This is a genomic window from Adhaeribacter pallidiroseus (assembly GCF_003340495.1).
In the GTDB taxonomy this organism is placed as follows: domain Bacteria; phylum Bacteroidota; class Bacteroidia; order Cytophagales; family Hymenobacteraceae; genus Adhaeribacter; species Adhaeribacter pallidiroseus.
In genome coordinates this window covers 76,342-102,795 of the sequence record NZ_QASA01000001.1, presented here as the reverse complement: position 1 = coordinate 102,795, position 26,454 = coordinate 76,342, and the positions used below count along the sequence as shown (strand labels likewise).

The following is a 26,454-nucleotide window of genomic DNA, read 5'->3' as shown; positions in this document are numbered from 1 at the left end:
CCGGAACCTTAGAAGGCCCTCAAGAGCCAAACTGGTATTGTTGCTTTTAACTCCTGCTTGTCTTAGAATTCAAGATTATTTTAAAATTTTGCTAATTCTCGAACCTACGTAATCCAGGAAATCTGCGTAAATTCGCTATTCGGGCTTCATCTTGGTAATCCTTAAATCCGATGAATCCAGGTTCAGACAAGTGCTGGAACAGAGGTTTCTGAACCGGCAGAAACATTGCATAACGATTCGTTCATTTCTTGCTGGGCTTCGGCTTCGTGGGCTTTGGTGAAACGTACCAGGAAAGAGGCGAACGATACGACCGTTACAACGCAACCAATGATAAACAGCGCATCGCTGTAGGTTAACGATTCATCCTTGAGCAGGAAACCGGCTAATACGGCGCCTACGTTTCCACCGGCACCTACTATACCTGATACGGAACCAATGGCTTTTTTATTGATGAATGGCACTACCGAAAAGGTGGCTCCTTCCGACATTTTCACAAACAAGCTAAAGAACAACATGGCGGCAATGGCTATCGGCAAAACAGTCATTTGAGAGAAAAGAATCAGGGCCACGCCTTCCATAAATAAGGCAAACGCCAGAAATATTACCCGACCTTTTAAACCGTAACGGATACCGGCTTTATCACCGAAATAACCGCCCAGGGTACGGGCAAAAATATTCATCATCCCGAACAGACCGGCAATTAACCCGGCGGTTTCCAGGTTCAGCTTAAATTTATCAAAGTAGTAAATAGCGGCAATGTTGTCGATGGTAATCTCAATACCGAAGCAGGCCCCGTAAATTAAGAACAGCATCCAAACCCGAATATCTTTACAGGCTTTCCAGAAAGCGCCTTTGCTCTCGGCCGCTTTCATCCGGTAAGCTGGGTCGTTCTTTTTTAAATCGGCCATGTTGCCTTCGGGAGTATCCTGGGTAAACTTATAATAAGCAATTCCCATCAGGAATAACAATACGCCCGGTACCACCATGGCATAGCGCCAGGCGGCAGTATCCACGTAGCCTAAACTAATAAAACCGGCAAAGATTAAAGGCATAATAATTTGGGTAGCGCCGCCGCCCATGTTACCCCAACCAGCGGTGGTGGCATTGGCCGTACCCACCACGTTGGGCGCAAACATCAACGATGTATGAAACTGGGTTACTACGAACGAAGCCCCGATTACCCCAATGGCTAACCGGAACAGCAAAAAGGATTCGTAGCTATTGCTTAAGCCAATAAACATAACCGGCAGCGAACCCAATATCAAAATAATGCTGTAGGTAATCCGGGGGCCAATCTTATCGCAGAGCCAGCCGATAAACAAACGAGCAAAAATGGTAATACCCACCGAGGAGATGATGATATTCCCAATTTGGGCTTTGGTTAAATGAAACTCTTCGCGGATTACCGGCATCAGCGGGGCCACGCCAAACCAGGCAACAAAGCAAAGAAAAAAGGCAAACCATGTAATATGAAACGTACGCATGTGCGGGCCGGCAAAACTAAAAATCTTAATTTTGGTGGCTTTACCGACTTTAAGGCTGGATAGTAGCGTCATGACTGATGGGTTATGGTTAGTAAATTATTTTTAATTTTTTTAGGATTTAGGTTGTGGAGTAGCTTTAGTAGCCAGAAATTCAGGTTTGATGTTGATCATGAGGTAAGCCCAGTTAGCCTGGCGCTGCTTGGGCAGGAAAGTGTTGTTAGCAGCCGGAAACCCGGAAGTTTTAATGCGGTTGAGCGAGTTGGTGCCAAACAGGTGCGCGTAACCGGCTTCGAAAGTGATGTATTTGCCGTAAGTAAAAGTAGAAATAACATCTACTTCGGTACCCAGATTAGATTGGTAACGGGTTAAAACATCCGCGTTATTTTCGCGGTAGGCAATCTGGTTGCCGGATAAAAATTGGTGCAGGTCTACGTTCGTGGAGAAATTGCCTTTGATGTAGCGGCTTTTTACATAAAAATCTTTCAAACCGGCCGGACCGTGGCCATCGGCGGCGTAGAAATAATCCATTAAACCGCTAAATTTGTGCGGCGTACCGTAAAGCGGGTCGAAACGATGATTAACCCGGGTAGTTTGCTCGCCGTTGTTACCGGAGTAAAAATCAAAACCCGGACCAGCCGAAAAGGCGCCAAAAGAATAGATGCTGTAAATGCTGGCAAAATAAGCATCTAAAGGATTACCTTCTTTGTCTTGGTGGCCTTGCTGATAAGCCGAAATATTCAGCATTAATTTATTCGTCGGGCTAGGCAGCAAAGCCGCGTTAAATCCGGTAGTCAAGCGACTGTTCAGACCTTTTGTAAATACCCGGCCCGTTGGGGTTACGGTAGATTTTTGAAAATCGTCTTTAAAGAATAAGCCGGATAACTTAAATGCCCCGACTTTCTTGCTCAGGTAAACGTACTGAAACGATTTATACATTTGCCCGATGCCGTTGGTACCCGCTGGGTTTACAGGACCAGTTATCGGAATCTGCCCGGTAGAAGTTCCGGCGTGCACATTGCTCGGCACGTAGATTCTACCTTCTTTGGTTTCGGCATTTTGGTTATAAGCCACGCCCACATCCAGCTGTATGCCTTTGTGCATTAATTTTAAAATGGCGGCATCGTGCCGGCGGGCTTGCTGCAACCAGTCAAGGTTGCCGAGTAAGCGCTGGTCGTCGTAACTAATTTCCTGACGGCCAATTTTTAATCCTAAATAATCCAGGCCTTTAAAAGCCGCTGTTGAATCCGCAGCATTAGCGAGCGCAATTTCGGCCCACATTTCGTGCAGCATTAATTTATTGCCGTCGGCGTTGCTTATTGTAGAGGCATCTTGTCCCCAGATGCGTACGTCCTGGATAGTGGTAAAAAATTTAATTTTATCTAAGCTGTAGCCCACATTGAGGCGGGCACGCTGCGAAGTAAAAAATGCTGGTGACGCGCCTTTGTTCGGCAAATTGCCAAATCCATCGCGCAACTCGGTGCGGGTACGCAATTGCCCCGATAGCGTGAATTGCGCTTGCGCTTTATAGGCAAACAAGGCAAGGAACAGGATAAGGTAAATTTTCTTCATAGGTTTTAAGCGCTTACACTGGTGGATTGATTTGCTGTTTAAATGGATGGCAGTGAAATTTTTAAAAATTACTATCGCGAGCGTCCTCGCTCGTGATGCTTATTGTCCGGCCTCTGGCCGGTAGGAACTTGTTGCTGATTTGATTTTAAAAAATTGTATCCGTTCGCCCGGCCGGAGGCCTACCAGATGGTTAGACACGAGCGTGGACGCTCGCGCCAGCAACGATTTTTTAAATTTTTATAAGTTTTACCTTACTCCCGGATACCGATGTACACGTAACCATCTTCAATCTTTACCGGGTAGGTTTCTATGTGGTAGCATTCGCCGTTCAGGTTTTCGCCGGTTAGCAACGAGAAGGTTTTTTTATGAAACGGGCAGGCCACCTTTGGTTCGCCGCACTGGTCGCCGATCAGGCCGCGCGCTAAAATCATTTGCTGCTTGTGCGGGCATAAGTTCTGGCTGGCGTACCATTCGTTGCGTTTGGCAAAGTGATATACCGCTATTTGTTGGTCCTGGTATTTCACGCAGGCTCCACCGTTTTCCGGAAAGGCGCTTACTTCAGCGGCTTTAAACCAAAAAGAAATTTCAGTGCGGCGATCAGCAGAAGGAGGCGTTTGTATCATGATCGTTAATTTTTATATTTTTTTAAAAAATCAGGCAAGCCGCTGGCCGGATAGCCCAAAATCTATCTTTTAATTTTCAGTAAATCATTGATTATTAAACCTTAAACAATCGGTACTTTTTGACCGCGTTCGGGTTTAAAGCGGATTGAAGGATCCGGCTCGGGCGTGTTAATGAAATGCTGGAAGCGTTGGCGCAGTTCCGGATTGTTCACTACTTCTTTCCATTCGCAGGCGTACGTATCTACCATAAACTGCATTTCGCGATCCAGATCGGCGCAGATGCCTAAAGAATCTTCCACAATTACCTGGCGTAAGTATTCCAGGCCACCTTCCATTTTATTTAACCAGGTAGCGGTGCGGTTAAGCGGTTCGGCGGTTTTTATGTAGAACATCAGGAACCGGTCGAGGTATTTAATGCAGGTTTCGGTATCGAGGTCGGTGGCGAAAAGTTGGGCGTGCTGCGGTTTAGCGCCGCCGTTGCCGCAGATGTACAAATTCCAGCCTTTTTCGGTAGCAATAATGCCAAAGTCTTTGGATTGGGCTTCGGCGCATTCGCGTACGCAACCCGATACGCCGCCTTTTAGTTTATGCGGGGAACGCAATCCCCGGTAACGCTCTTCTACCCGAATAGCAAAACCTACCGAATCGTGTAAGCCGTAGCGGCACCACGTAGAACCCACGCAGCTTTTTACGGTCCGTAAGCTTTTGCCGTAGGCATGGCCGCTTTCAAAACCGGCATTAATTAATTCTTCCCAGATATCCGGCAACTGATCGACGCGAGCCCCGAACATATCAATCCGTTGGCCGCCGGTAATTTTGGTGTACAAGCCGTATTTGGCGGCTACTTGCCCGATCACAATTAGTTTTTCCGGAGTAATTTCGCCACCAGCAATGCGGGGCACCACGGAATATGTGCCGCCTTTTTGGATATTGGCCAGATAACGGTCGTTGGTATCCTGGATGGTGGCTTGTTTTAAAATCAGCTCGTTCCAGGTGCTGGCCATAATAGACGCAACCGCTGGTTTGCAAACTTCGCAACCATCGCCGCGGCCGTGGTTATGCAATAACTCGTCGTAGCTGCGGATGTTGTTCACTTTTACAATATCCAGTAATTCCTGGCGGGAGTAGTCGAAGTGTTCGCACAATACTTTTTTCACTTCTTTGCCCAATTGCTTTAAAGTAGCATGGAGTAAATCATTCACCATGGGCACGCAACCCCCGCAACCCGTTCCGGCTTTGGTGCATTTTTTTATGCCAGCTACATCGGTACAAGTTCCATCGGTTACCGACGAACAAATATCACCTTTACTTACGTTTTCGCAGGAGCAAATTAAAGCTTCGTCGGGCAAACTCATTACCCCCGCTCCGGCTGATTCCGAGGCACCACCCCGGGAACCTAAGATTAAATCCTCCGGATCTTGGGGCAGGATAATTTTGTTCTGTACCGTTTGCAGCAGCATGTTGTAGTTACCGGCGTCGCCGACCAAAATACCACCCACTAAATATTTGCCGTCTTCCGAAATATTAATGCGCTTATAAATTCCTTTGGCTTTATCCTCAAAAACAATGGAGCGGCTCGTGGCCGGGTTGGCAAAGGCATCGCCGAAGCTGGCTACATCTACACCAATTAATTTCAACTTCGTCGACATGTCGAAACCTTTAAAGGTTTTTTCTCCGCCCAACAAATTAGTAACAACGGTATCGGCCATATCATAACCCGGCGCTACCAGGCCGTAAATCATGCCGCCGTGCAAAGCACTTTCGCCTATAGCATAAATAGCAGCGTCCGACGTTTGCAAAGTATTATTCACTAGAATGCCACCGCGTGGCCCCACGGCTAAACCGGCTTTGATGGCTAATTCATCGCGCGGCTTTATGCCCGCCGACACAATGATCATATCTACCTCCAATTCACTGCCATCGGCGAAAAGCATTTTCTGCACGCCTGGTTCCCCCAAAATGGCGGTAGTACTCTTATTTAAATAGATGCTGATGCCTAAACTTTCGAGCTTTCTTTTTAGCATGTCGGAGCCGGCTTCGTCGAGTTGCCGCGGCATTAACCGGGAAGCAAACTCTATTACGTGGGTAGTCAGGCCCATATCCACGGCGGCTTTGGCGGCTTCCAGGCCTAATAAACCACCGCCAATAACGGCGGCTGTTCTGGCTTTAGGCGCGTATTCCAACATGGCATCTAAATCTTCAATGGTGCGGTACACGAAAACGCCTTCTTTTTCTACCCCATTAATGGGCGGCACAAAAGCGCTGGAACCCGTAGCCAGAATTAATTTATCGTAGCTAATAGATTCACCTTTATGGGTGGTAATCGTTTGGGTAGCTGCATCCACGCTGGTAACCAATTCACCTAAATGCAGATTGATGTTGTTTTCCGCATACCACTCTACGGGTGCCATGGTTAATTCTTCGGCAGTAGTACCCGAAAAATAAGCGCTTAAGTGTACCCGATCGTAAGCGGGACGAGGCTCCTCCCCGAAAACGGTAATTTGGATAGTACCCGGCTGGGCTTTAGCTACTAGTTTTTCGCAAAACTTATAACCTACCATGCCATTTCCGATTACTACTATCCGTTGCGGCTGTGCTACTAAACGGCTCATACGTCTTCTATTTTCGTGATTACTACTTTTTACTCTTTGGTTCGGAAGCTTTTTCAAAACTTACTCTAATTTTCGAAGCATCTTTTTAAATATTACTGCTTTTTTCAAATGCTAAACTTAAATTTAAAGCCATTTTAATAAAAGTATACCCTTTTAAACTAAAGCACCTATAATTTTTACCTAATCTTGAGTAAAAGTACTTAATTTTTAATAGTTGGTTATTTTTTAATGTATTCCTGGTAAAATTTAGTTTTTTAACAAAATACGCTTTAAATTTTAAGGAGGAATTTCGGATTGTTTAACCAATTAATAATTTATTTGAAAACATGGCTTCTTTTTTAAATAAATACTAATCAATTTAGAGCTAAAAAGAGGATGAAAGCCTAAAATATTCAATAAGCAGCTAAAATTTTAAGGCTAAAACGCTATTTTGAAGAGAGAATTTATCAGAAATAGGTATAATGGAGAGGTAATTTGATTTATTTGAGAGAAAATCACTTAGTTATTTATAGCTTTTATATGACTTTCGGATTTTAGTAGAAGAATTATAAGTATAACCTGGCATCAAGGCACTCATTTTCGGGAGAACAATACCTAAGTAATAAATTGAGTAGAATTACTCAATAGCATATACAGCTTTAAAGACTTATTTAAAGACACCTTCCAAGTTCTGTTTACAAAGTATTAACTACATAACCAATTCCTCCAAAATCTCCGAACGGCTCTCTTTTATTAATAAGGTATTTAAAGATTTATAAATAGAGTATTTAAGGACTAAGCTGTTTAATACAGTATATAAATATGAGTTCTACTAGTGATGCAAACATTTCCAAAAAAATTACCCGCCTTTATTTATTGGCGCTTACGGCGATAGCTTTGCTTTTATTGGTGGGGCAATTATTAGTGCAGCGTTCTTTACAACGCCAGCTTACCGACTCCCGAATAATTAATATTGCTGGTCGGCAACGGATGTTAAGTCAGAAAATTTGCAAAACTATAGTACTGCTTTACCACCACGAAAACTTAGCAGCTACTCCTATATATATAACCGATTTGCAAGAGGCCTTAAGGCTGTGGGGGAAAAGTCATGACGGGTTAAAAAATGGTTACCTAATTTATTTAGATATTCCGGTAAATAACAGCGCCGCTATTCGGCAAAAGTTTTCCCGCCTGGACCCACTTTTTAAAGCTTTATTCGAGAACGCCCAAGCTATCAACCAGTACTATCATTTGCATCCTACTACAAAGGCACCTGCTCCAGAACTACTTACCCGAATGAATAAGCTTCTAAAAAATGAGCCAGCCTATTTACAAGCTATGGACCAGATTGTGTTTCAATATGATGCTGAAGCCAGCGAACGGGTAAATAATTCGCAACGAATGGAGAACATTGTCTTGTTCTTTACCTTAGGTATTTTGTTACTGGAGGCTTTATTAGTGTTTCGGCCGGCCGTTACGCAAATTAAAAGCACCATTAACCAGCTTATTCAAGCCCAGGAGCAAACCCAAAAAGTCAACAACGAATTACTTCAAGCCAATAAATCGTTGGCCGAAACCAAAGAAGCTTTGTTGCAAGCTACCAATCAGAAATACCAGCAGGAAATAAATGAGCAGAAACTCCGCTCGACTTACCTCATAGAAGGTCAGGAAGAAGAACGAAAACGGGTAGCCCGGGAAATTCACGATGGCCTGGGCCAGATGCTGACGGCCCTAAAATATGGCATTGAGAAAACCAGCGATGCCGTACCGCATACGGAAACTACCCAACAGCATTTAAATGAGTTGCGCCAGTTAGTAAGCCAAACCATAACGGAAGCCCGCACTATTTCTTTTAATTTAATGCCTGCCGTGTTAAGTGATTTTGGTTTAGCTTCGGCTTTAAAATTATTAACCAATCAGCTTGCCTCCGGGTCCAGTCTAAACGTTTCGTTTACCACCAACTGGATTGGCAAAAGGCTAGCAAAAAATACCGAAATTGGCCTTTACCGGGTAAGCCAGGAAGCCTTACACAATGCCGTAAAATACGCGCAAGCCAAGCACATAAACGTTGAACTTCAGGTTAAAAAAAGATATATTCACTTGCGCATTTCGGATAACGGGCAAGGCTTTTCCCCCGATAACTTTTCTTTGACTTCGGAACAAACCGGTTTGGCGCACGGTATCAGCAACATGAAAGAACGCGTATTTCTACTAAACGGCCTTATAAATATTAATTCTAAACCAGGAGAAGGCACTCAAATACACGTAAAAGTACCTTACCTGGCCCTCGACCATGACTAAAATAAAAGTATTACTTGCCGATGATCATACCCTAGTCCGGAACGGCATTCGCTCCCTACTGGAGAACTCCGCTGATTTAGAAATTGTGGGAGAAGCGCAAAACGGCGCCGAAGCCTTAACGAAAGTAAAAGAACTAGCTCCGGATGTGTTGCTCATTGATATTGCCATGCCCGTCATGACCGGCATTGAAGCCACCGCCCAAATCAGTAAACTGTACCCGGAAACCCGCTGCCTGGTACTCTCCATGCACCACGACGAAGATTACATTTTAAAATCGGTAGAAGCGGGCGCTTACGGTTATTTATTAAAAGATAATACCCGCGAAGAAATGTTGCAGGCTATTAGAAGTGTGGCCGTCGGCGAAAAGTACTTCGGCCCTTCAGTTTCGAATGTGATTGTAGCATCTTACCTGCAAAAACTTAAAGAACCAGAAACCTCATCTGCCCCGAAAAAGAAACTATCTAAACAGGAAAAAGCCGTCCTAAAATTTATTGTAGAAGGTTCGAATAGCCGCGAAATTGCCGAAAAATTAAACTTAAGCGTGCGCACCGTCGATAACCACCGCGCCAGCATGATGAAACGGCTAAAGGTAAAAAATGCCGTGGAACTGGTTCGGAAAGCGCTGGATGAAAAACTGGTGTAGTTTTTAAAAGCCTGCGAAACAAGTTGCCCGGATTTTCTTTTAGGGCACGTAGCCGAGGCTAAGTTTTTTTAAATTTTAAATTTTCACCGGTATCAGCTTTAACCAGGTGTTTAGCCTGGCTAAAGCTTTAGGTTGGTTGGTGTTGATACCGGTTTTGGCTGGTATTATGTACTGGCTTTGCTTCTGCTTTTCGGTTGTAAATTATTTAAAATTTAAAAATTTAAGCTTACCCCGTTAATCCAACCGGGTAAGCTTAAAGACTAGTTTTTAATTACTCTAACCATTTCCTGTTTTGCCCCTTGGGTAATCCGCAGGAAATAAACGCCGGCTCTTAAAGATGCTTGCTGTTGCGCTGGGCACGTATAGGAACCTAAATCTGTAGCTACTTGGCCGCTCCACAGTCGTTTTACTTGCCTGCCCGCTACGTCGTACAAGTCCAGCATAACCGTTTCGTTGGGGTTATTTTGCCACTCTATCGTAAAAGTTTCGGCAAACGGATTGGGGAACACCCGGGCGGCTTTTATGGTAGCTGTTGCTGGTTTTTCCCAGGTGCCGTTGATAGTAAATTGGAAGGGTTTCAAAATACTGCCCATAATTTGCTCACTCTGGAAATTCATGGTTTCTTTCAGGTTTACCAGTAAGTTGCCGGCTTTATCGTGGTAAGTGAAACGCAATCCTTGGTTTTCCAGGTTTGCAAACATGGTAATAAAGAATAGGATTTTGCCCTCTATCTCGTAACCAGTACCCCAACCTACTTTTTCGCCGTTAGCTGCATTGTGTACCAGAATGCCGGTTTCTTCGGTTATTTGGTCCGAGACAACTTCGGCCACCAGGTTCATATTGTACCGGAATACTCCCGGATTCACCAACTTCGCTAACGGCGACTCTTCGTTGGCCAAACGATTACCCGAGTTAATGGACGTTTTCGGATAAGTAAATTTAAGATCGGTATTTTGGGAGGACTGAATACGGTAGCCTTGCCCGGTTTTAAGGGTTTTTAAACTTCCTACCCAGCCTTTATTCTGATCGTACACGGCAAAATCGGTTTGGCTTTTAATAATATCCCCGTCGGCTAAATTTACGCCGGCTAAAGCATCGGGCACCGGCATATTTACCTGCGGCGTGTAACCAATCCAGTTCCAGCCTTTTTTGAGCGTAATAATCTCGTTAGCCGGATTTAACATGGCACCTTTTACCTTCAGCTGCTTGGCGGCGGCTACTTTTAGTAAATAGCCGGCCACATTGGTAACCTGTTTGCCGGGTGGAGACCAGACGCCAGCCGAATAATCGGCTACCCAATCCTGCGACATAAATACGGAACTACGATCAATGGCAGTGGGGTCCAATACCGAAGCGAGATCTTTGTTTTTCACATCCACGTTAAAGGAAATCCAGTTCCAGCCAGCTTTTAAGTCCAGTTCCTGGTAAATAATGTTGTTAGCAGTTAATATGTAGGGGTTAGCGGTGGAGCCATGCACCATCCCATCTTCAAAAGCCAGGGTAGCAGGAATCACCTCGGTATGCGTGACTCCTACATTGGCATTCCAGATCTGAAAGCTTATTTTTTCGTTGGCAACCCCCTGGCCGTATACTTGCATAAAGAACAGGTAACGGTCGTAGGCCGGTACGTACTCCAGGCGCGCTACTCCCCGGCATTGCCCGTTTACAAAGGCCGCTACTTTATCGTCCGGATTAATCGAAAATTGATCGTTGATTTTTACCTGGCCGATAATGCTCATGGATTTACTGAAATTGCGCGGATTTACGGTCCATTCGGGAGCCGGGGTAAACACTTTCAGGTGCAAGGCCAGTTTCTCGTCGTAACCAAAGTTGGTTCTCAGCAAAATATCTTCGGTATACCGGCCCATGTTTAAGCTTTCGATTACGGTAAACACCAAGGTTTTACGACTGTTGGGCTCAATGGAACCACTGGCCGGACTAACCGTTAACCAACCCGGCAAACCATTAATTTGAAAACTTTCCTGGTTGCCGCCCATGTTTGTAATCTCCACTTCGAATTGTAAAGGTTTGTTTACTTCTTTTTCAAAATTCCGGTTAGAATCCACCCATTTTACTTGATTTTTATCCACGAACACCGACCAGGTTTTAGCGCCGGGCATTACGTTGCTGTTTTTATCCATAACGCCTTGCACCGTTATATCCAGAATGGTTTTCTCCACTAATTCCTGCGGCTCGTTTAGGGTAATCAGCAATTTATCGTTGTTGATGACGTAGTTAAAATCTACTTTTTGCTCGGGTTGCGGCCGGTCTATCTTCGGGGATTCGTTGGTGTAAGTGGCATTCACGAAAGTAGCCTGATCGTTTGTTTTGCCGCTTTGCTCCCGATTAGATTCGATTGAAAGCATCACGCCGCTGTTATCCTGGTAGGCTTCGAACGGATAGTAAATCTGTAAGTCGGCCAAGTCGGTGGGCAGTTTCGTAGTGAGGGAGCGATTGATTTGTTCGGTGGTCCGGGCCGAGTTCCAAAAGCGAATTTCATCGAGCTGGCCTTTAAAATAATTAGTAAAAGACTCTTTAGGCGTACCGCCGGCCGTGGAAGTTTGGTCGAAACGCACCCCGAAGTACAAAGCCGGAACGGTTAATTTCGCCAATACATCGGCCTTACGGTAATTGGTAAGCGCCCCATCCAGCAAGAACGATAAATTGCCTCGGCGGTCTACAACCATCGCCAGGTGGTGCCATTTTCCATCCAAGGTATTATTATCCACGGCGTTAAACAACTGATCATTTTGTTTCAGGAAAATAGCGCCTTGCTCGTCGAATTCCAGTGCCCATTTTACATCGGTGTTGAGTAAAGCGGCCGAGAATAAGGCCGTTTTGGCGGCATTAGCCCCGCCTTTATACCAGAATTCGAGCGTAAAATCACCTTCCTGGGTAACAGGAGTATGGCCGCTATTTACTTGAACGTAGCCGTTGCCGTTCAGCGAAATGGCTTTGGAAGCAGGTTCGGTTACCCACTGGGCGGCTACTTCGGCGTGTAAAGCCCGGGCCAGATCTTTGGCGGCAGTTCCTTTTAAATCGTTGAACGGCCAGTAACCGATTAACCCGCGTTCTCCCCCATTCGACTGGATAGATTGTCCGGCGTATACTTCGTCGCGGGTTTTAAACTGATCCCAAACGCGGAGGGCGTGTACATCACCCTGAAAGGCATTGCCGTTAACCGGCGAATAACCCACGTAAACTACGCCTTGCGTGGTAACTACTTCCACCTGGTTTTTTTCGGCTAATAACTGATCATTGCCATAGAGGCTTACTTTACCAGCGGTTGCGTCGTAGGAAACGGCATAGTGTTGCCAAATTGTGGCTGGCGATGTTTTATCGGCTAATACGCGGGGCGTGGATCCCCAACCCGCGAACAGTTTACCGGCCTTATCAAAACCAATGGTTACGGCTTCTGTTCCGGTGCCTTGGGTAAAGAGGATCCGGTCTTCATTCGCCGAATTAGAATTTACCCGCGCCCAGAACTCCACGGTAAACGAACGGTTATTCAATTGCAAACCTTCCGGAATGCGCACATGGCCTTGTTGACCATCAAAATGGAGAAATGCCCCGTGCGCCAGGTTGGAGCCATTCAGAACTCCCCGTACCGTAATATTGCTCTTGTTAATTAAACCGGCTTCTACCGGGTCGGCAAACTGGATCATAATTTCATCGTTCGGCGACAGAATACCATCGGCGGGTTGCGGCGCGCCAAATACCAGAGGCGGCACCACGTCTTTCAAGCCTTTTTTCACTTCGGTGTAACTGACCGAGCCATCCGTGCAGAGCGATTTAGCCCGGAGTTCGTAATTGCGGTCGGGCAAATCGGTAATATCCCAACTAAAGTTAATGGTGGTTTTACCGGCAATTTTAGAAACCGCCGCATCTTTGTTTTGGGCAATAGCGGCATTGTAATCCGCTTCTTTATTATAAAAAGTATGGATGGTGGCCCAAGTGTTGGAAGCCGTGGATTTGTATTGCAACTCAATGCTTTTAAACGAACGCAGGTTTACGTCGTAACCCGATAGCTGCACCGGAACTTTGCCTTGAGCATCTACATTTACGAGCCAGTTATCCAGCGGGGCAAGCAGGGTAACGGGCGTACAGGCCGGGGCGAAAAAGGCGGAGATTTTTACCGTATCCGCAACCGTACCGGCTTCGCAAAGCGAGTGCAGTACTATGCCCAGGTTTTCGTAATTAAATACCGCCCCCGGACCTTTTTTTACGGTTAATACTTTTTCTACTACTTCGCCGGGCGGTACCCGGAAAGCCCGGTTGGGGGTAGAGCCATCGATGGTAATAATGGCTCCGTTGGGGTTGGAGTTTTCGTCGACCTGTACCCCGTACCAGATATCTTCTTCGGAATCGCCGTTGTTTTGCAGTAAAATTTTAAAAACCGCGGCGTTGGTTTCGGGTACACCAGTAACGACGTTGTTTTCAACGTTAATTTCGGGTTTTTCGCGGCGCAAAGTGGCCGCATTTAAAATTTTACCGGGCTGGTAATAGCGGGTTTTTTCGTCGTCCTCGTAGGGACACGAGGTTTGTCCACCACGGGTGTAGAACATCGGCGAAAAGAAACCATTGTTGTACTCTTCTTTCCGGTCGGCAAAGTCTTCTTTCACCTTATAATAATCGGCCCACACCACGTGGTCGCCTTTATCGTTTAGTAATTTAATCGCCGAAGGATCGATCACATCTACGCTGTAAAAATCGCCTTTATCGCCATCAGACAACACGTAGCCGAAGGTTAGATTTTCGGTATTAGACTCACCCGCCGAGCCGCTGAAATTATTAAAAAAGTTGGCTTTTACCCGGATGGTAGCGCCAAAACCATTAAACTTACCCCCAGTCATAAATTCCAAGGAAGCGTCGGCGGTTACTTCTACGGTAGTATTGGTACCCCACAGCGAATTTAAGTTTTTCTCCCAGGTTTGGGTAACGCCGCCATCAAAAGAAACGTTGCTAATGCCTTCGGCGGTGCCTTTGGTTTTAGCATCTACTTTATTCGCTTCGTTGCTTCGCAATGCTTCTTCCCACAAAATTATTTGCTGATTGAGCAAGTACACCGAATCCGGATCGCTTTGTTTTGCCGGGTTAAAACTATAACTGGGTCCCGAATAAGCGCCCCGCGTAGCTACTCCTTCGGCGGGTTTAGACAAAGCCGCATTGGCAAACACATTTTTATCGTAGTTATCGGCGCCGAACCGGGAATCTCCTTTGGTGATTTTAGAGACGTACACGTTGTCGCCGCGGAGCAACAAGCTATTCCGGAAATTCTTAAGCGTAGGAATTAAAGTATTTTGAATGTGCTGCTGGGTGTACATAAACCGGGTACCGTAGTTATCCTGCGCCGCGGCAATTCCTTGGCGGCGCACCAAAGCGTAGGTTTTGCCTTGATAAGTAAACGGAGCCGAATGCGGGAGCTGATCGAAGGGAGGTTTTAGTTCTAATAATTCCAGGGTTTCGGTTTTACCCAGAATAAAATTCATGGCTCGCCCTACAAATAAATCAGCATCGCTGCCCACTAACTCCGGATCGTCGCTGGTTTTCCAGCTTTCCGTAACCTGTAAACTTTCTACGAGCTGGCCGTTTTCGATCCGTTGTTCGGTAATAACATCTTCGTTGGAGAGTACATGTTCAATATCCGTTTCGGTGATTAAAGCTACCCCAAAACCAGCGGCCGTTTTAATATTGGCCCCCAGATAAAAAGTAGGATTAATGGTTTGCGTACTCCCTCCAACGTTTGTAATAGACATGGATTTGGTGGTGGTAGAACCTTTGCTCAGGTAAGCGTAACTATTGGTACCCGGCGGGTCGCGTAAAATAAATTCCACTACATCGGGGCCTTTGGTAACAAAGCCGCTACCCGAGGTAACCTGCCCCAAAATGTAACCGGGCAAAGTGCCTAAATCGGCGTAAGACTGGTCGCCGATTTTAATGGCGGCCGAAAAGTTATAGGTGTAGGTACCGCTTAAGTTAGGGCTGCCGGCCCGGAATTTATAATTATAAATTCCTTGTAGATTATTTAAAATTAATTCTTCTTCGGGGCTACCCTGCTTCCAGTTATTAACAATTTTAATTTTAGCATTGGTTACCGGTACTAGTTCTTTCTCGTGGTCGTCGGCATTTTCGTATTCTTCGAAGAACTGTAAAGGAAACGCGTACTGGGCATTCATGTTAAACACCGGGGCACCGAATGGTTTACCCGCTAAATCGATTTCGGGTCCATTTTCGCTGAGCTTTACCTTTTTCTCCCCAATAAGCTCGTTGTTATTAACGGACCATTTGGTTTGATTGTGCAGCACAAACTTTTTGCTGAAATGGTAACTGGCCGAATCTACTTTTTTTCCTTTATCATCTAGCTGGTACTCCCACCGTAAATCCTGCACGGGTAAACTTAAATCCAGAATAGGCTGCTCCCCGAAAGTATAGCGCGAACCATCGGTAAGGGCATTGTTGGTTTTCACGTCTTTCACCATAAACCGTTCCGGGATAATCCAGGTCAGGTATTCGCCGGTTTGCGGATCAGTAGTTACATCGATGGTTTTTTTAAAATTTAGGGGCGATTCGTCCAGGTCGCCGCCTTTTTCGGGCTCTAAGGTTATTTTGGCGGTACCCAGGTTATTTTTAGAAAGACCCATCCCCAAAGGTTTATCGCCCTGCACCTGGCCCCCGGCTACCCGGCCGATAAGTTTTACTTTGGTGGTATCCAGTATTTCGAGTTGGCCGCGCAGGTGTTCCTGAAAATCGTGGGGTTGGTTTTGGGCGGGCCAATAGGCATTCTGGAAAACGTGGCCGTTTTTCACAAAAGATAAAACGTGCTGACCAATGGGCACCCGGGCTTCAAACTCGCCTTTAGCATCCGACATAACGGGTACGTTACTAGCATTGAGCAACGTCTTGCCATCCACGAGCATTTGCACGCCCTGCACCGGAAATGAAGTGCCCTGGTAGCGCACGCTCCCTTTGGCCAGAAAAGAAGAAATATCTTTAAAATCTTTCCCGTTATGACTCAAAGCGCCTTCGCCGATAAACAACAAAAGCGCATTCGGATCAAAGGTATGCACGCCCAGTAACGGCGTAATCTCGAAGCTTTCGCCGGAACCCCGGAATTGAATATTAGTGAGTCGGTAATTTCCTTTGCTATCGGTATAAGCCACGTTGGCCAGTTGGTCTTCGGAGGGAATGGTGGTGGTCCAGGCGTAGCTACCTTTCAATTTTGCGTGGTTTTCGTTGTATTTCCGGTCTACGCGCGAGCCGTCGAATGCAAAATCGCTGAAACCTTCGTTTAATTTCCAGTAAGCAATTAAACCGGGTTCGCTGCCGTCTAAAAACCGGCTGTAATCCTGTACCAGTTGGCCGGCGGTGCGGGGTTTATTCCAAATCCGTACTTCATCCAGCACGCCCTGAAAACCTTGGTTATAGGTGCGGTTGTTGCCAAATACCAAAAGCAGATCGGGGTTAGCGTTAGGTTGAAAAGCATTGGTTAGTTGCTGCGGCGCAAAAACCGAATCGTTTATTACCCATTGCACCTGCCGCGAAACCGTATTTAGGCTAACCGAAACGTGATGAAATTCGTTATTTTTTAAAAAAAGGCCGGGGTCGATGCTTACTTGTTCGGCGCCCGCCGTAAGAATGTAGCGCTTGTCGGCGTAACTTACCTGTAAACCCTGGCCATTCTGGTAATGATCGTAGAGTACGAAGTTATTTTCCGCATTACTGGGCCGTAACCAAGTTTCCAGCGTCCAGCCTTCCTGGCTGGGCCAGAAAATCCGGGAAGCTTTAATGTCAAATCCGGCGGTGTTATCGTTAAATTGGAGGGCTTTACCGGCGGCCTCATCGGTATTGCGGGCCCGCACCTGCACCTTTTCTACTACCTGGCCGCCTTCAAAATAAATCCGGCCGCTTACGGTGCCAAACGGAGCCCGGAAGCCCAAAGCTTTGGCCGCGCGGGTTTTAATTTGTTGCCCGTTACAAGCCGCTACGCCTTCTATGGTATACTCATAAATGGTATTGGCTTCGGCAAACTCATCGAGCCAGAGCGTGGAACTGCCGCCTTCGGCTACGTGCACCAATTCCCGGGTATCAGTAGTACCGGCAATTTTCCGGTAAATCTCATAATTCTCGATGCGGCTTTTGTATTTAGCGTCCCATTGCAACTGCACATAACTGGTAAAAAATCCTTTAGAAGCTTTAAACTTATAATCGTGGTTGTAAAATAAATTTTGCGGGTTATTCTGTTCGGCTACCTCGTTGCCCCATTCCAAGGCATCGGCAATCTGGTCCGGTACGGCTTTGCTCACGATGTTGCCGGCTACTTCGGCATATTGGTTTACGGCTACTAACTGGTACTCGTAGGTATTACAAGCTTGCAACTTTTCATCTACCCACGAACCCGGGTTACCGTTAATGGTAATGGTCGTATTGGCCACCACATTACCCGCTTGACTAACCTTCCGGATGAGTTTAAAATTGGTAAGGCTTTGGCACGTGTAACCATTCCAGGAAATTTTAAAATTTACCCCGCTCTCAATTAAAGAAATTTGGGGCGCAGCCGGACTTAAATCAGGCGTAATGCTGCTGGCCTCCGACGTAAGTTCCGAAGCTACCTGTTTATCCGGCCGGATTACCTGCACTTTGTAATAATGCGGTTTCTGATGTTGCAAGTTGGTATCATCGAAATAAGTAAGGGTGTTTAATCCGCCGTTTACTTCAAATGTATTGGCGATGCTGCTAAAGTCGGAACGGGTACTCCGCAGTATTTTGTAGGAATAAGTTCCTTCCAGGTTGGGTTTGGGCCAGCTAAGCGTAATACCGGTAGCGCAGGGTACGTAGGTAGGGGTTAGTACCAGTTGGGCATTTTTCCAGGCGGTGCGGGTACTGGCCGGGCTGCTCGCCGACGTATACGAACGGCCATTCAAATATTCGACATTGGTTTTTACCTGATACTCGTATTTTATGCCGTTTTGGGTAGTAACATCGGTAAAAGAAGTGGTACTGTAATCCAGGTACCCTATTAAGCGGCTGTTTTGATATACCTGGTACGTTACTTTATTTGAAGGATAGCCATTGGTAGCCGGCTTGTCCCAGGTTAAGCGTACTTCGGTTTGCTCGCCGTTAGAAGCCGAGGTAATGGTAGGCGAGGCCAGGTTCGGAAAATAAAAATCGTTGTATTTATCGTTACTCCGATCGTCGTTATCGCCCCAATAATAGTGCGTTTTAATGTTGATGGTTTGGCCCATCCATTCCGGGCGAATGTTGATGTAATACACTTGCTTATCGTACACCCCATCCCAACCAGAACCGCCGTTTTCGAGCCAATAGCTTTTGTTATCGCCATTCCGGTTGTAATAAGTAGCATTGCTCAGTAAAACATAGTACCGCCCATCTACCGGTGAGCGGTAGGTAATATCTAAATCTTCTAGCTTGTTGTCGTTGCAGGACCCGCAATCGTCTTCGTTTACCGAAACGGTAACTTTAACGCGCCCATTGCCTTGCTCATAATTAATGTCGTAGTAAAAATTGTGGGCGAAAACCGGGGTGCGGCCTAGCCCCAGAAAAAACAGGAAGAATCCTAAAAAACGGAGATAATAATGTTTCATGATCAGAAATTTAAAAATTTAATAGATTATGACTGGAACAGAAAGTCTCCCCGCTTTCCAGGCGCGGGTTCCGGAACAAATAGTACTAAGAGCCGTGAGGGCGCATCTTAGCCGGTTTGTTTTTTATAGTAGCCGGAAGGTAAGCAATGGCAAAAGCCAGAAGTTAGAATTGTATGCTAACAGCACTGGTTTGTATGCGAAAAAAGAAAGGTTGTATGCGAACGAAGAACTACAAAAAATTAAAATTTTTAAAAAATTCTTCTTTGTAGTTGCGGCCCAGCGGCACTTCGTGCTTACCAATCACGATAAAGCTATCGTTAAAGGTTTCGAGGTGCTGCAGATTAACGGCAAAGGACCGGTGCACCCGGATTAACTGGGGTAAGTTTATTTTTTCGAGGACGTGTTGCAGGGCGCAACGCAAAATAAATTTATTCTCGCGGGTGTAGATGTAGGTAAAATTACTGTCGGCCTCCAGCAGCAAAATATCGGTCAGAACAATCTTGAGGAAGCGGTAGTTTTGCTTTACAAAAATAGCATCGTTAATAGCCAGAATGGTTTCAGCGGAAGGGTTGGTTTTGTCTTTTTCGACGGGTTTGTTCAACGGAATTACTTTGGCTTCGGTGGTGGATTTCCGGAAAGCGAATTGGTGCAGGGCCATTTCGATGGCAATGCGCAGGTTGGCCGGCTGGTAGGGTTTGGTAAGGTAAGCGGCCGGAAACGTATCTTTCGCGCGGTTCACGGTGGCTTCGTCGGCAAAGGCGGTGAGGTAAATAAACGGAATATCTTTAATGGCGCGAATTTGCCGGGCCGTTTCAATGCCGTCCCAGTCGCCTTTAATATGAATATCGAGTAAAACCAGATCTACGGGATTTTCTTTTAACAAAGCCATGGCTTCCGGCCCGTTATCGGCAATCCCGGCCACCTGGTAACCGTCCTGCAGCAAGGTGTCTTCCAGGCCTAAGGCCAATATACCTTCGTCTTCTACGATTAAGATGTGCACCCGGCCGTCTGGATGGTTCATCAGCTTGCTTTTTTTAAAATTACTTCCGGAATGTGCAACTTAAAAGTAGTTCCCCCCTGATTTTCTACGGCGCAGGTACCGTTTAATTGCTTGCTGAGTACTTTCACTAATTTTAAACCAAACGAAGTTTGCGGTTTTTCCCAGACAGTAGCCGGTAAACCCGGCCCGTTATCCCGGATAAGTAATTGCAGGCCATTGGTATTATGGAGTTCAACCTGTAACTGCGGTTCGGGCACTTGCTGGTAGGCGTATTTAAAAGCGTTGGTCACCCATTCGTTAATAATTAAACCCAGCGGTAACGCTTTGTCTACGTCCAGTTCGGCCACGGATATGCATAATTTTAAATTTAACTGCGCTTTGTCTACCCCAAAACTTTCCATTAAACTTTCGAGCAAATCGGTGATGTACTCGCGCATATTTACCAGGTTCGGGTTGTTTTGCTGGTATAAGCTCCGGTGAATTAACGACATGGCCTCAATGCGTTGCCGCCCGACTTTCACGGCTTTCCGGGCGTCTTCGTCTACCAGCCGGTTCGATTGCAAACGCAACAAGCTCGATACAATCTGTAGATTATTTTTTACCCGGTGGTGCAGCTCTTTCATCAGCAGTTTTAACTGTTCGGCTTGTTCGTTAATTTGCCCGTTTTGGGTATGCAGCAAACGGTTTTTTTGTTGGATGGTGCGGAATTGGAGACCAAAAACAACGCCCGATACTACTAAAATACCAATAACGCCTAAAGTCCAGGAAATTTGCAGCGACCTCGTTTTCTGAATTTGTTTCAGCACATTAATTTCCTGATCTTTTTTACCGGCCTGGTATTGTACTTCCAGTTCGTTCATCTGGCGTAAATTATCCAGCAAGGCCAGCGAGTCGCGTAGCAAATCGTATTTGGTAAATAAATGTAAAGCTTTTTGGTAATCGCCGGTTTGTTGGTGGTAACGGGCAAGTACTTGGTATAACTCCATAACCCGGTAAGGCCTGTTTACCTTTTGGGCAGTTTGTAAAGCTTTTTTTAAAAAATTTAGTCCTTTTGTTCTTTCGCCGAGCGCAAAGTAAGCTTCGCCCAACCAATTATAGGTATAATGCAAGGAAGCCAGTTGCTTATTTTTGGTACCAATAGCTAAAGCCTTATTGCCGTAATAAATAGCCTTCGGGTAGTCTTGCTGATCGTAGAGGTAATACTGAGCAATATTATTATAATAAGGCGTACGGTCCTTTTCAAACTTATCGGAGCTTTCGGCTAATTGCAGGCCGGCTAAATGGATGGGTAAGGATTTTGTGATTAAAGCAGTATCTTTTATTTCGGTGCCGTAACTCCGCGTAAACATGGCTTTTAACCGTATTAAAAAATAATATTGGTGGTATCTTTTAGCGCTTGGGCTGCTTGCAGCCCTTTCTCCGCGCATTCCAGAGCTTTGGGGTAGTTTTTTTTCTCTTTATACAGGTTACCCAACATGGAGTAGATAACCGGTAATTCGGGGTTTAATTCGGTGCGCTGGGCCAAAGCTAAAGCCTGCACCCCATCCCGCATGGCATTTTGGTAACTACCAGTCAGCCAAAAATATTTAGCTTTTAAAATTTTTCCTTTTAATAAAGCATCGGGTTCCTTTTGTGCTATTTGCAGCAATATTTCCGCTACCGCTCCTACTGTATCCATATCGGTTAGGTTCTGGTAGCCCAAGTCGTACAGCGATTTAATTTCTTGAGCCGGGGATACGGCGGAATTTACCGTTGGTTTTTCTTGGGTTGTTTGCTTACAAGCCCATACACAGCCAACACTCGTCAGCAACGAAGCTATTAGATAAATAAAATAATGCTGTCGGTTCAAAGCAGGCGGGTTAAACCCTGGAAATATACATTATTTGTAGTATTGTTCCGCAAAAACAAGCCTGGTAATTTTAACTTTAAACATTAAAAAATTATACCCGATACAGCAAATTTAACCCGACTAAAATTTACTCAACCAACAGCCATGTTGGTACGGGGCAGCTTAAGGGTAAAATTTTAAAAAAGCACATTACGGATAACTTATTCAACCGCTATTTTCAAAAATTTACCCTTATGGGCCTGCCAGTTTCTGCTTCTACCATGGCGCCTTTTAATATAGTTTTAACTTGCTTTTAATTAGGCGGTTCCTGCCCGTTCGTATTTTTTTCGAGATTCTGGTGGGTAAATTAGAATAAGGCCAGCGTGCCGCTGATCTTATTCTAATAACTGAATTATTTTAAAATTTCTTCTATAGCGTTTAATTCATCGGAGCTAAAATCCGGGCTCTCCAGGCATTTTAAAGAATCGAGCAGTTGTTCGGGTTTGCTGGCGCCAATTAATACCGAAGTAATACGCGGATCTTTTAACAGCCAGGCCAAAGCCATTTGCGCTAAAGTCTGACCGCGTTGCTCGGCCAGGGCGTTTAATCTTTTAATTTGCGAGAGCTTATCTTCGGTGATCTGATTTTCTTGTAAGGCCCCGGTTTCTTTCGCCACCCGAGAATCAGCGGGAATGCCGCCCAGGTATTTATTCGTGAGTAAGCCTTGCGCTAAAGGCGAAAATGGAATACACCCGACGCCTTCTTGTTCCAGTAAATCCAGTAACCCCTCTTCTACCCACCGTTCGAACATCGAATATTTGGGCTGATGAATCAGACACGGCGTACCTAGTTTTTTTAAAATACTAATGGCCTGGGCGGCTTCTTCGGGCCGGTAATTAGAGATACCCGCGTACAGGGCTTTTCCTTGCCGTACGATTAAATCCAAGGTACCCATGGTTTCCTCCAGCGGGGTTTCCGGGTCGGGACGGTGGTGGTAAAATATATCCACGTACTCTAAGCCCATGCGCTGCAAACTTTGATCTAAACTGGATACCAGGTATTTTTTAGAACCCCAATCGCCGTAAGGCCCATCCCACATGGTATAACCCGCTTTAGAAGAAATGATTAATTCGTCGCGGTAAGGGGCTAAATCCTGCTTTAAAATTTTTCCGAAGTTTTCTTCGGCGGAGCCGGGCGGCGGACCGTAGTTATTGGCTAAATCAAAATGGGTAACGCCTTTATCAAAAGCCGTATGAATAATTTTGCGGGAATTTTCGAGCACATCTACGTGGCCGAAATTGTGCCACAAGCCGAGCGATAAGGCCGGTAATTTTAAGCCGCTTTTACCACAACGCCGATAAGGCATAGCTACGTAGCGATTTGAATCAGGAGTATAAGCCATAAAATTTTTGATTTAATAATTTATAAGTAACAGGACAAAATTAAGTTGATAAAAACCTGAGTTTAAGTAATTGATTATTAATTTATTAACAATCTAACAACGAACAACTAAAAACGACCAACTACTTAAATAGAAGTACATGTACCATACCGACTAGGAATTAGACGTATTTTTTAAATTTTAGATTATTTATCCTCCTGAGATAAGCAAAAATTTAAAAAAATTAATCTCAACCAAGGTAAGGCGCAAAATAAAAGCAGCATCAAGAAACTTGATGCTGCTTCCGGGAGAAAAAAGATGCTATTGTTTAGAAACCACTACTTTTCTGGATATAACTTCTTGGCCATTTTGAATTTGCAGAATATACAATCCAGCTGACACATGGGTGAGCGGCAATTGAATTTGGTTAACGCCAGCTTGTACCTGATGGCGGGAGTTTACGGCGCTTTGGGAATTGGCGTTACGTAAAGTTAAGTTCACTTCCTGTTTTTCGGGAGCAAACAACTCCACGGTTAAGTAATTTCCTTTAGCGGGGTTCGGGTAAACTTTTACCGCCGGAGTTACTGTAACTGGCAAAGATGCCGCAGTTTCTTTGCGGGAAGCAATGGTCTTCGCATAATTACCTTTAACCGTGTATACCGGAGCGCCCGCGATGGCAGCCTTACTGGCACTTTTTGGTACTTGTACCTGGTAGGTAGCCAGCCCTATATTACCAGCCTGGTCTATCGCTTCCACGGTAATCACGTATACCCGGCCATCGCCAGTACCCGCCCGTTCGGCTCTTACCTGCACCGATTGGCCATCCGGGCTAATAATAATATCGGTCTTGGTATTGCCACTTCCTCCACCAGTTACAGCTTCGTCGCTGCTTACCGATTGAATCCGGACAATTGGTGCTGGACCGCAGTTATCGGTAACCGAAGCTATAAAGCTGCTCAGGCTAATGGTTTTGAGTAAATGATCTTCGGCCGGGATAATTGTTTTGGGAGCCTTTAAAGTAATAACCGGAGCGACCACATCGGGCTTAATGGTAATAGTTACCGGGGCCGATGGAGTAGAATTGCCTTCGTTATCGGTAGCTTCGGCTATAATCTGGTACGTACCTACCGGTGCATTTTTCCAATCCAGCTTCCAGCCATCACCAGGAGTAGTATCGGTGCCTAATAAATTACCGTTGGCCCAGAAAGCTACTTGTTCTACTTTTCCTTCTTTATCGGCAGCTTGCGCAGTAAGAACCGGCGTTTCGCAAACCAGGAATTGCGCGTTATTCGCCGGAGCCGTTACCGATACAGTTGGCCGGCCGTACATTCTCCAGTTCGGCAGTTCGTCGCGGGTTATTACATCTTCGTCGTGGTAAACGGCCCGCAGCACATCTACGGGTTGTTTCTTAATATAATCCCCGTTCCAGATCGCAAACCAAGACCACCAGGTACCGTAAGCCCGTACTTTGTTCATTACCGGCAACGTACCCGATTCAGATAAAGATATTAGTTTCTTGCCGTTAAACTTGTTTAATAAATTTTCCCAATCGCCGCTTAAACTCGCGTACGGGTCGTTGGAGTAAATATCAATGCCCGCCATATCCACGTAAGCATCGCCAGGGTACCAATTCATATCCGCGGAACCAGTAAAAGTGTACACCCAAATTAAATTATTGAGATGATGGTGATTGGTGAAACGATTGTACATAATGCGCCACAGTTCTTTTAAAGGTTCGGGCCCTTTGGCGCCCCACCAAAACCAGCCACCAGCGGCCTCGTGCAAGGGCCGCCACAATACTGGCACATCCGCATCCTGAAACTTCTTGAGCTCCGCAGCAATTACATCCATATCGCGGATTAATAATTTATACCGTTCGCTGTTTTTATCAGCTAAAGCGGCCGCTATATCAAACGTAGTAGCATTGGTATAAAACCCCGACCACCATAACTTATCCGGTGCCTGGTTAATTAAATCGGTGGGGGCGTTCCAGTGCCAGGCCAGCGATAAAATGCCTTTCCCCTCGCCTTTCTTGGCCCAGTTAATATATCTTTCGGAAGTTCCGGCTGGCCGGGAGCCATTTTCTACCCGCGAAGGAGAATATTCTATTAAATCGAAGCCACCAATAGCTGATTCTTTACCGGTTTTTTCTAAAACGTAATCAACATCGTCGTACTGCCCCGATAATGTTTTGCTACCGTATAAATCCGTCATGTACGAGAACAAGGCACGGGTAGACTGCGTAGCGTTAGCATTGGTTAATTGCTTCGATGGTTTAAGCGGCACGGGCGGAACAGAAGGCGTTATTTTAATATAATCAATGCCAAAATACCCCCAGCCCCGGGTAATGGTAACGGTATTTACGCCTTCGTTCAGCAGGAATTTACCCACGCCTACGGCCTTAAAGCCGGTTTCCGGCGTAAACATACCGCTGCCGCTCTCGGTGTTTACTACAAAATCAAAACCTTTTTCGCCGTACGGAGACGTATAACCAATTTGCAGGTCGTATAAACCAGCCGGCGCTTTAAAACTAATACTTACCTGGTCGGTAGCTGCATCAAAACTGGTAACGTAACCCGTTCCGGAATAACCCTTTGGATCGGCAGATACATCCGTTCCGTTCCGGTCAGCCAATTCGGCCTCGGCTTTGCCATCTACCAGAGGCACAATGGTTTTTGGTTTTTCGCCGGCGGGTACCAGTTTAATATAATCAATACCGTAATACCCCCAGCCGTTTGTTATTTTAATAGTATTTGATCCGTTTTTTAAGGTAAACTTACCGGCCGAAACAGAACCAAAACCACTTCCGGTACCGGAAAACATTTTGTCAGCAGAAACGCCATTTACATCCAGACCATAGCCTTTTTCGCCGTAGGGCGAATAGTAGATAATAGAAAGGTCGTACTCGCCAGCGGTTGCATTAAAGTCAAAAGTTATATTATCGGCGCTGTTATCAAAATTCCAGGCAAAACCAGTACCGGAAAAGCCCTCCGGTGAATTCGCAATACTCACCCCGTTTAAGGTAGCATTTTCGGCTTCTAATTTAATTTCGGGAGCTTGCGCAAAGGCGGATACATTTAAAAATACACTTAAGGTAAGAGCAGCCATCCCGGAAAAATAGTAGCTGCTTTTTTTTATCCAAAGATAAATTTGTTGCATAAATAATGGTTTTAAAAAGTGAGAAAATAAAATGCTGCGGGATAGATTAATCTATTGTACTAGGCTGGCACATTCTGAAATAAAAAGCTTTAAGGTTTAAAGTGAGAAGAAGTAAAAATAGCCGTACCAACAGGTTATTTTGTTTAAACAAGTTGATTTCAAATTTACTTATTCTAATATCCTTGGTTAAATACTATTTTATCAAAATCTAACATTAACCAGACAACTAGGCGTGCATTCATCTTATTTTTAAAAATTTTAAAATTTTCAGGC

At 45.4% G+C, this 26,454-nt stretch carries 12 protein-coding genes; 2 read left to right on the top strand and 10 right to left on the bottom strand.

Annotated elements, in window-relative coordinates; genetic code table 11:
• Nucleotides 1-182 precede the first annotated feature (182 nt).
• The 4 genes from AHMF7616_RS00320 to nirB all read right to left on the bottom strand — a co-directional run bounded on the left by AHMF7616_RS00320 (nt 183) and on the right by nirB (nt 6,288).
• Complete coding sequence (locus AHMF7616_RS00320) at nt 183-1,556, bottom strand: NarK family nitrate/nitrite MFS transporter (protein ID WP_199474034.1); 1,374 nt, start codon at nt 1,554-1,556, stop codon at nt 183-185.
• A gap of 39 nt (nt 1,557-1,595) precedes the next feature.
• Nucleotides 1,596-3,053, bottom strand: coding sequence for an alginate export family protein (locus AHMF7616_RS00315; RefSeq protein ID WP_115371072.1), 1,458 nt, complete (start codon nt 3,051-3,053; stop codon nt 1,596-1,598).
• A gap of 251 nt (nt 3,054-3,304) precedes the next feature.
• Nucleotides 3,305-3,676: a nitrite reductase small subunit NirD gene (gene nirD, locus AHMF7616_RS00310; protein ID WP_115371071.1), complete on the bottom strand. Its 372-nt coding sequence runs from the start codon at nt 3,674-3,676 to the stop codon at nt 3,305-3,307.
• 101 nt (nt 3,677-3,777) lie between these two features.
• Nucleotides 3,778-6,288, bottom strand: coding sequence for a nitrite reductase large subunit NirB (gene nirB, locus AHMF7616_RS00305; RefSeq protein WP_115371070.1), 2,511 nt, complete (start codon nt 6,286-6,288; stop codon nt 3,778-3,780).
• Between the two features lie 801 nt (nt 6,289-7,089).
• Here nirB and AHMF7616_RS00300 point away from each other — a divergent pair.
• Nucleotides 7,090-8,568 carry an ATP-binding protein gene (locus tag AHMF7616_RS00300; protein WP_115371069.1) on the top strand — a complete coding sequence of 493 codons (1,479 nt, stop codon included), beginning with the start codon at nt 7,090-7,092 and terminating at the stop codon, nt 8,566-8,568.
• A complete protein-coding gene (locus tag AHMF7616_RS00295) occupies nt 8,561-9,211 on the top strand; it encodes a response regulator transcription factor (RefSeq protein WP_115371068.1) in 651 nt (216 codons plus the stop codon). Before AHMF7616_RS00300 ends, AHMF7616_RS00295 begins: the two co-directional genes overlap by 8 nt.
• A gap of 260 nt (nt 9,212-9,471) precedes the next feature.
• Here AHMF7616_RS00295 and AHMF7616_RS00290 read toward each other — a convergent pair whose 3' ends face one another.
• The 6 genes from AHMF7616_RS00290 to AHMF7616_RS00265 form a co-directional block, all read right to left on the bottom strand.
• Entirely contained in the window at nt 9,472-18,813 is a 9,342-nt protein-coding gene (locus tag AHMF7616_RS00290; RefSeq protein ID WP_115371067.1) for a LamG-like jellyroll fold domain-containing protein, read from the bottom strand.
• Nucleotides 18,814-19,042: 229 nt separating this feature from the next.
• The gene (locus tag AHMF7616_RS00285) at nt 19,043-19,834 is read right to left on the bottom strand and encodes a response regulator (protein WP_115371066.1); all 792 of its coding nucleotides are present in this window, start codon (nt 19,832-19,834) and stop codon (nt 19,043-19,045) included.
• Nucleotides 19,834-21,162, bottom strand: coding sequence for a histidine kinase dimerization/phosphoacceptor domain -containing protein (locus AHMF7616_RS00280; RefSeq protein WP_158546063.1), 1,329 nt, complete (start codon nt 21,160-21,162; stop codon nt 19,834-19,836). The genes AHMF7616_RS00285 and AHMF7616_RS00280 overlap by 1 nt, the downstream gene beginning before the upstream one ends.
• A 14-nt stretch (nt 21,163-21,176) precedes the next feature.
• The gene (locus tag AHMF7616_RS00275; RefSeq protein WP_115371064.1) at nt 21,177-21,662 is read right to left on the bottom strand and encodes a tetratricopeptide repeat protein; all 486 of its coding nucleotides are present in this window, start codon (nt 21,660-21,662) and stop codon (nt 21,177-21,179) included.
• A gap of 391 nt (nt 21,663-22,053) precedes the next feature.
• Nucleotides 22,054-23,043 carry an L-glyceraldehyde 3-phosphate reductase gene (gene mgrA / locus AHMF7616_RS00270; protein ID WP_115371063.1) on the bottom strand — a complete coding sequence of 330 codons (990 nt, stop codon included), beginning with the start codon at nt 23,041-23,043 and terminating at the stop codon, nt 22,054-22,056.
• A 300-nt stretch (nt 23,044-23,343) separates the two neighbouring features.
• The gene (locus tag AHMF7616_RS00265) at nt 23,344-26,181 is read right to left on the bottom strand and encodes a glycosyl hydrolase (protein ID WP_115371062.1); all 2,838 of its coding nucleotides are present in this window, start codon (nt 26,179-26,181) and stop codon (nt 23,344-23,346) included.
• Nucleotides 26,182-26,454: the final 273 nt, after the last annotated feature.

Excerpts from the sequence above, each read along its gene's own strand:
- AHMF7616_RS00320 (WP_199474034.1), bottom strand. The coding sequence starts at position 1,556 with ATGACGCTACTATCCAGCCTTAAAGTCGGTAAAGCCACCAAAATTAAG.
- AHMF7616_RS00315 (WP_115371072.1), bottom strand. The coding sequence starts at position 3,053 with ATGAAGAAAATTTACCTTATCCTGTTCCTTGCCTTGTTTGCCTATAAA.
- nirD (WP_115371071.1), bottom strand. The coding sequence starts at position 3,676 with ATGATACAAACGCCTCCTTCTGCTGATCGCCGCACTGAAATTTCTTTT.
- nirB (WP_115371070.1), bottom strand. The coding sequence starts at position 6,288 with ATGAGCCGTTTAGTAGCACAGCCGCAACGGATAGTAGTAATCGGAAAT.
- AHMF7616_RS00300 (WP_115371069.1), top strand. The coding sequence starts at position 7,090 with ATGAGTTCTACTAGTGATGCAAACATTTCCAAAAAAATTACCCGCCTT.
- AHMF7616_RS00295 (WP_115371068.1), top strand. The coding sequence starts at position 8,561 with ATGACTAAAATAAAAGTATTACTTGCCGATGATCATACCCTAGTCCGG.
- AHMF7616_RS00290 (WP_115371067.1), bottom strand. The coding sequence starts at position 18,813 with ATGAAACATTATTATCTCCGTTTTTTAGGATTCTTCCTGTTTTTTCTG.
- AHMF7616_RS00285 (WP_115371066.1), bottom strand. The coding sequence starts at position 19,834 with ATGAACCATCCAGACGGCCGGGTGCACATCTTAATCGTAGAAGACGAA.
- AHMF7616_RS00280 (WP_158546063.1), bottom strand. The coding sequence starts at position 21,162 with ATGTTTACGCGGAGTTACGGCACCGAAATAAAAGATACTGCTTTAATC.
- mgrA (WP_115371063.1), bottom strand. The coding sequence starts at position 23,043 with ATGGCTTATACTCCTGATTCAAATCGCTACGTAGCTATGCCTTATCGG.
- AHMF7616_RS00265 (WP_115371062.1), bottom strand. The coding sequence starts at position 26,181 with ATGCAACAAATTTATCTTTGGATAAAAAAAAGCAGCTACTATTTTTCC.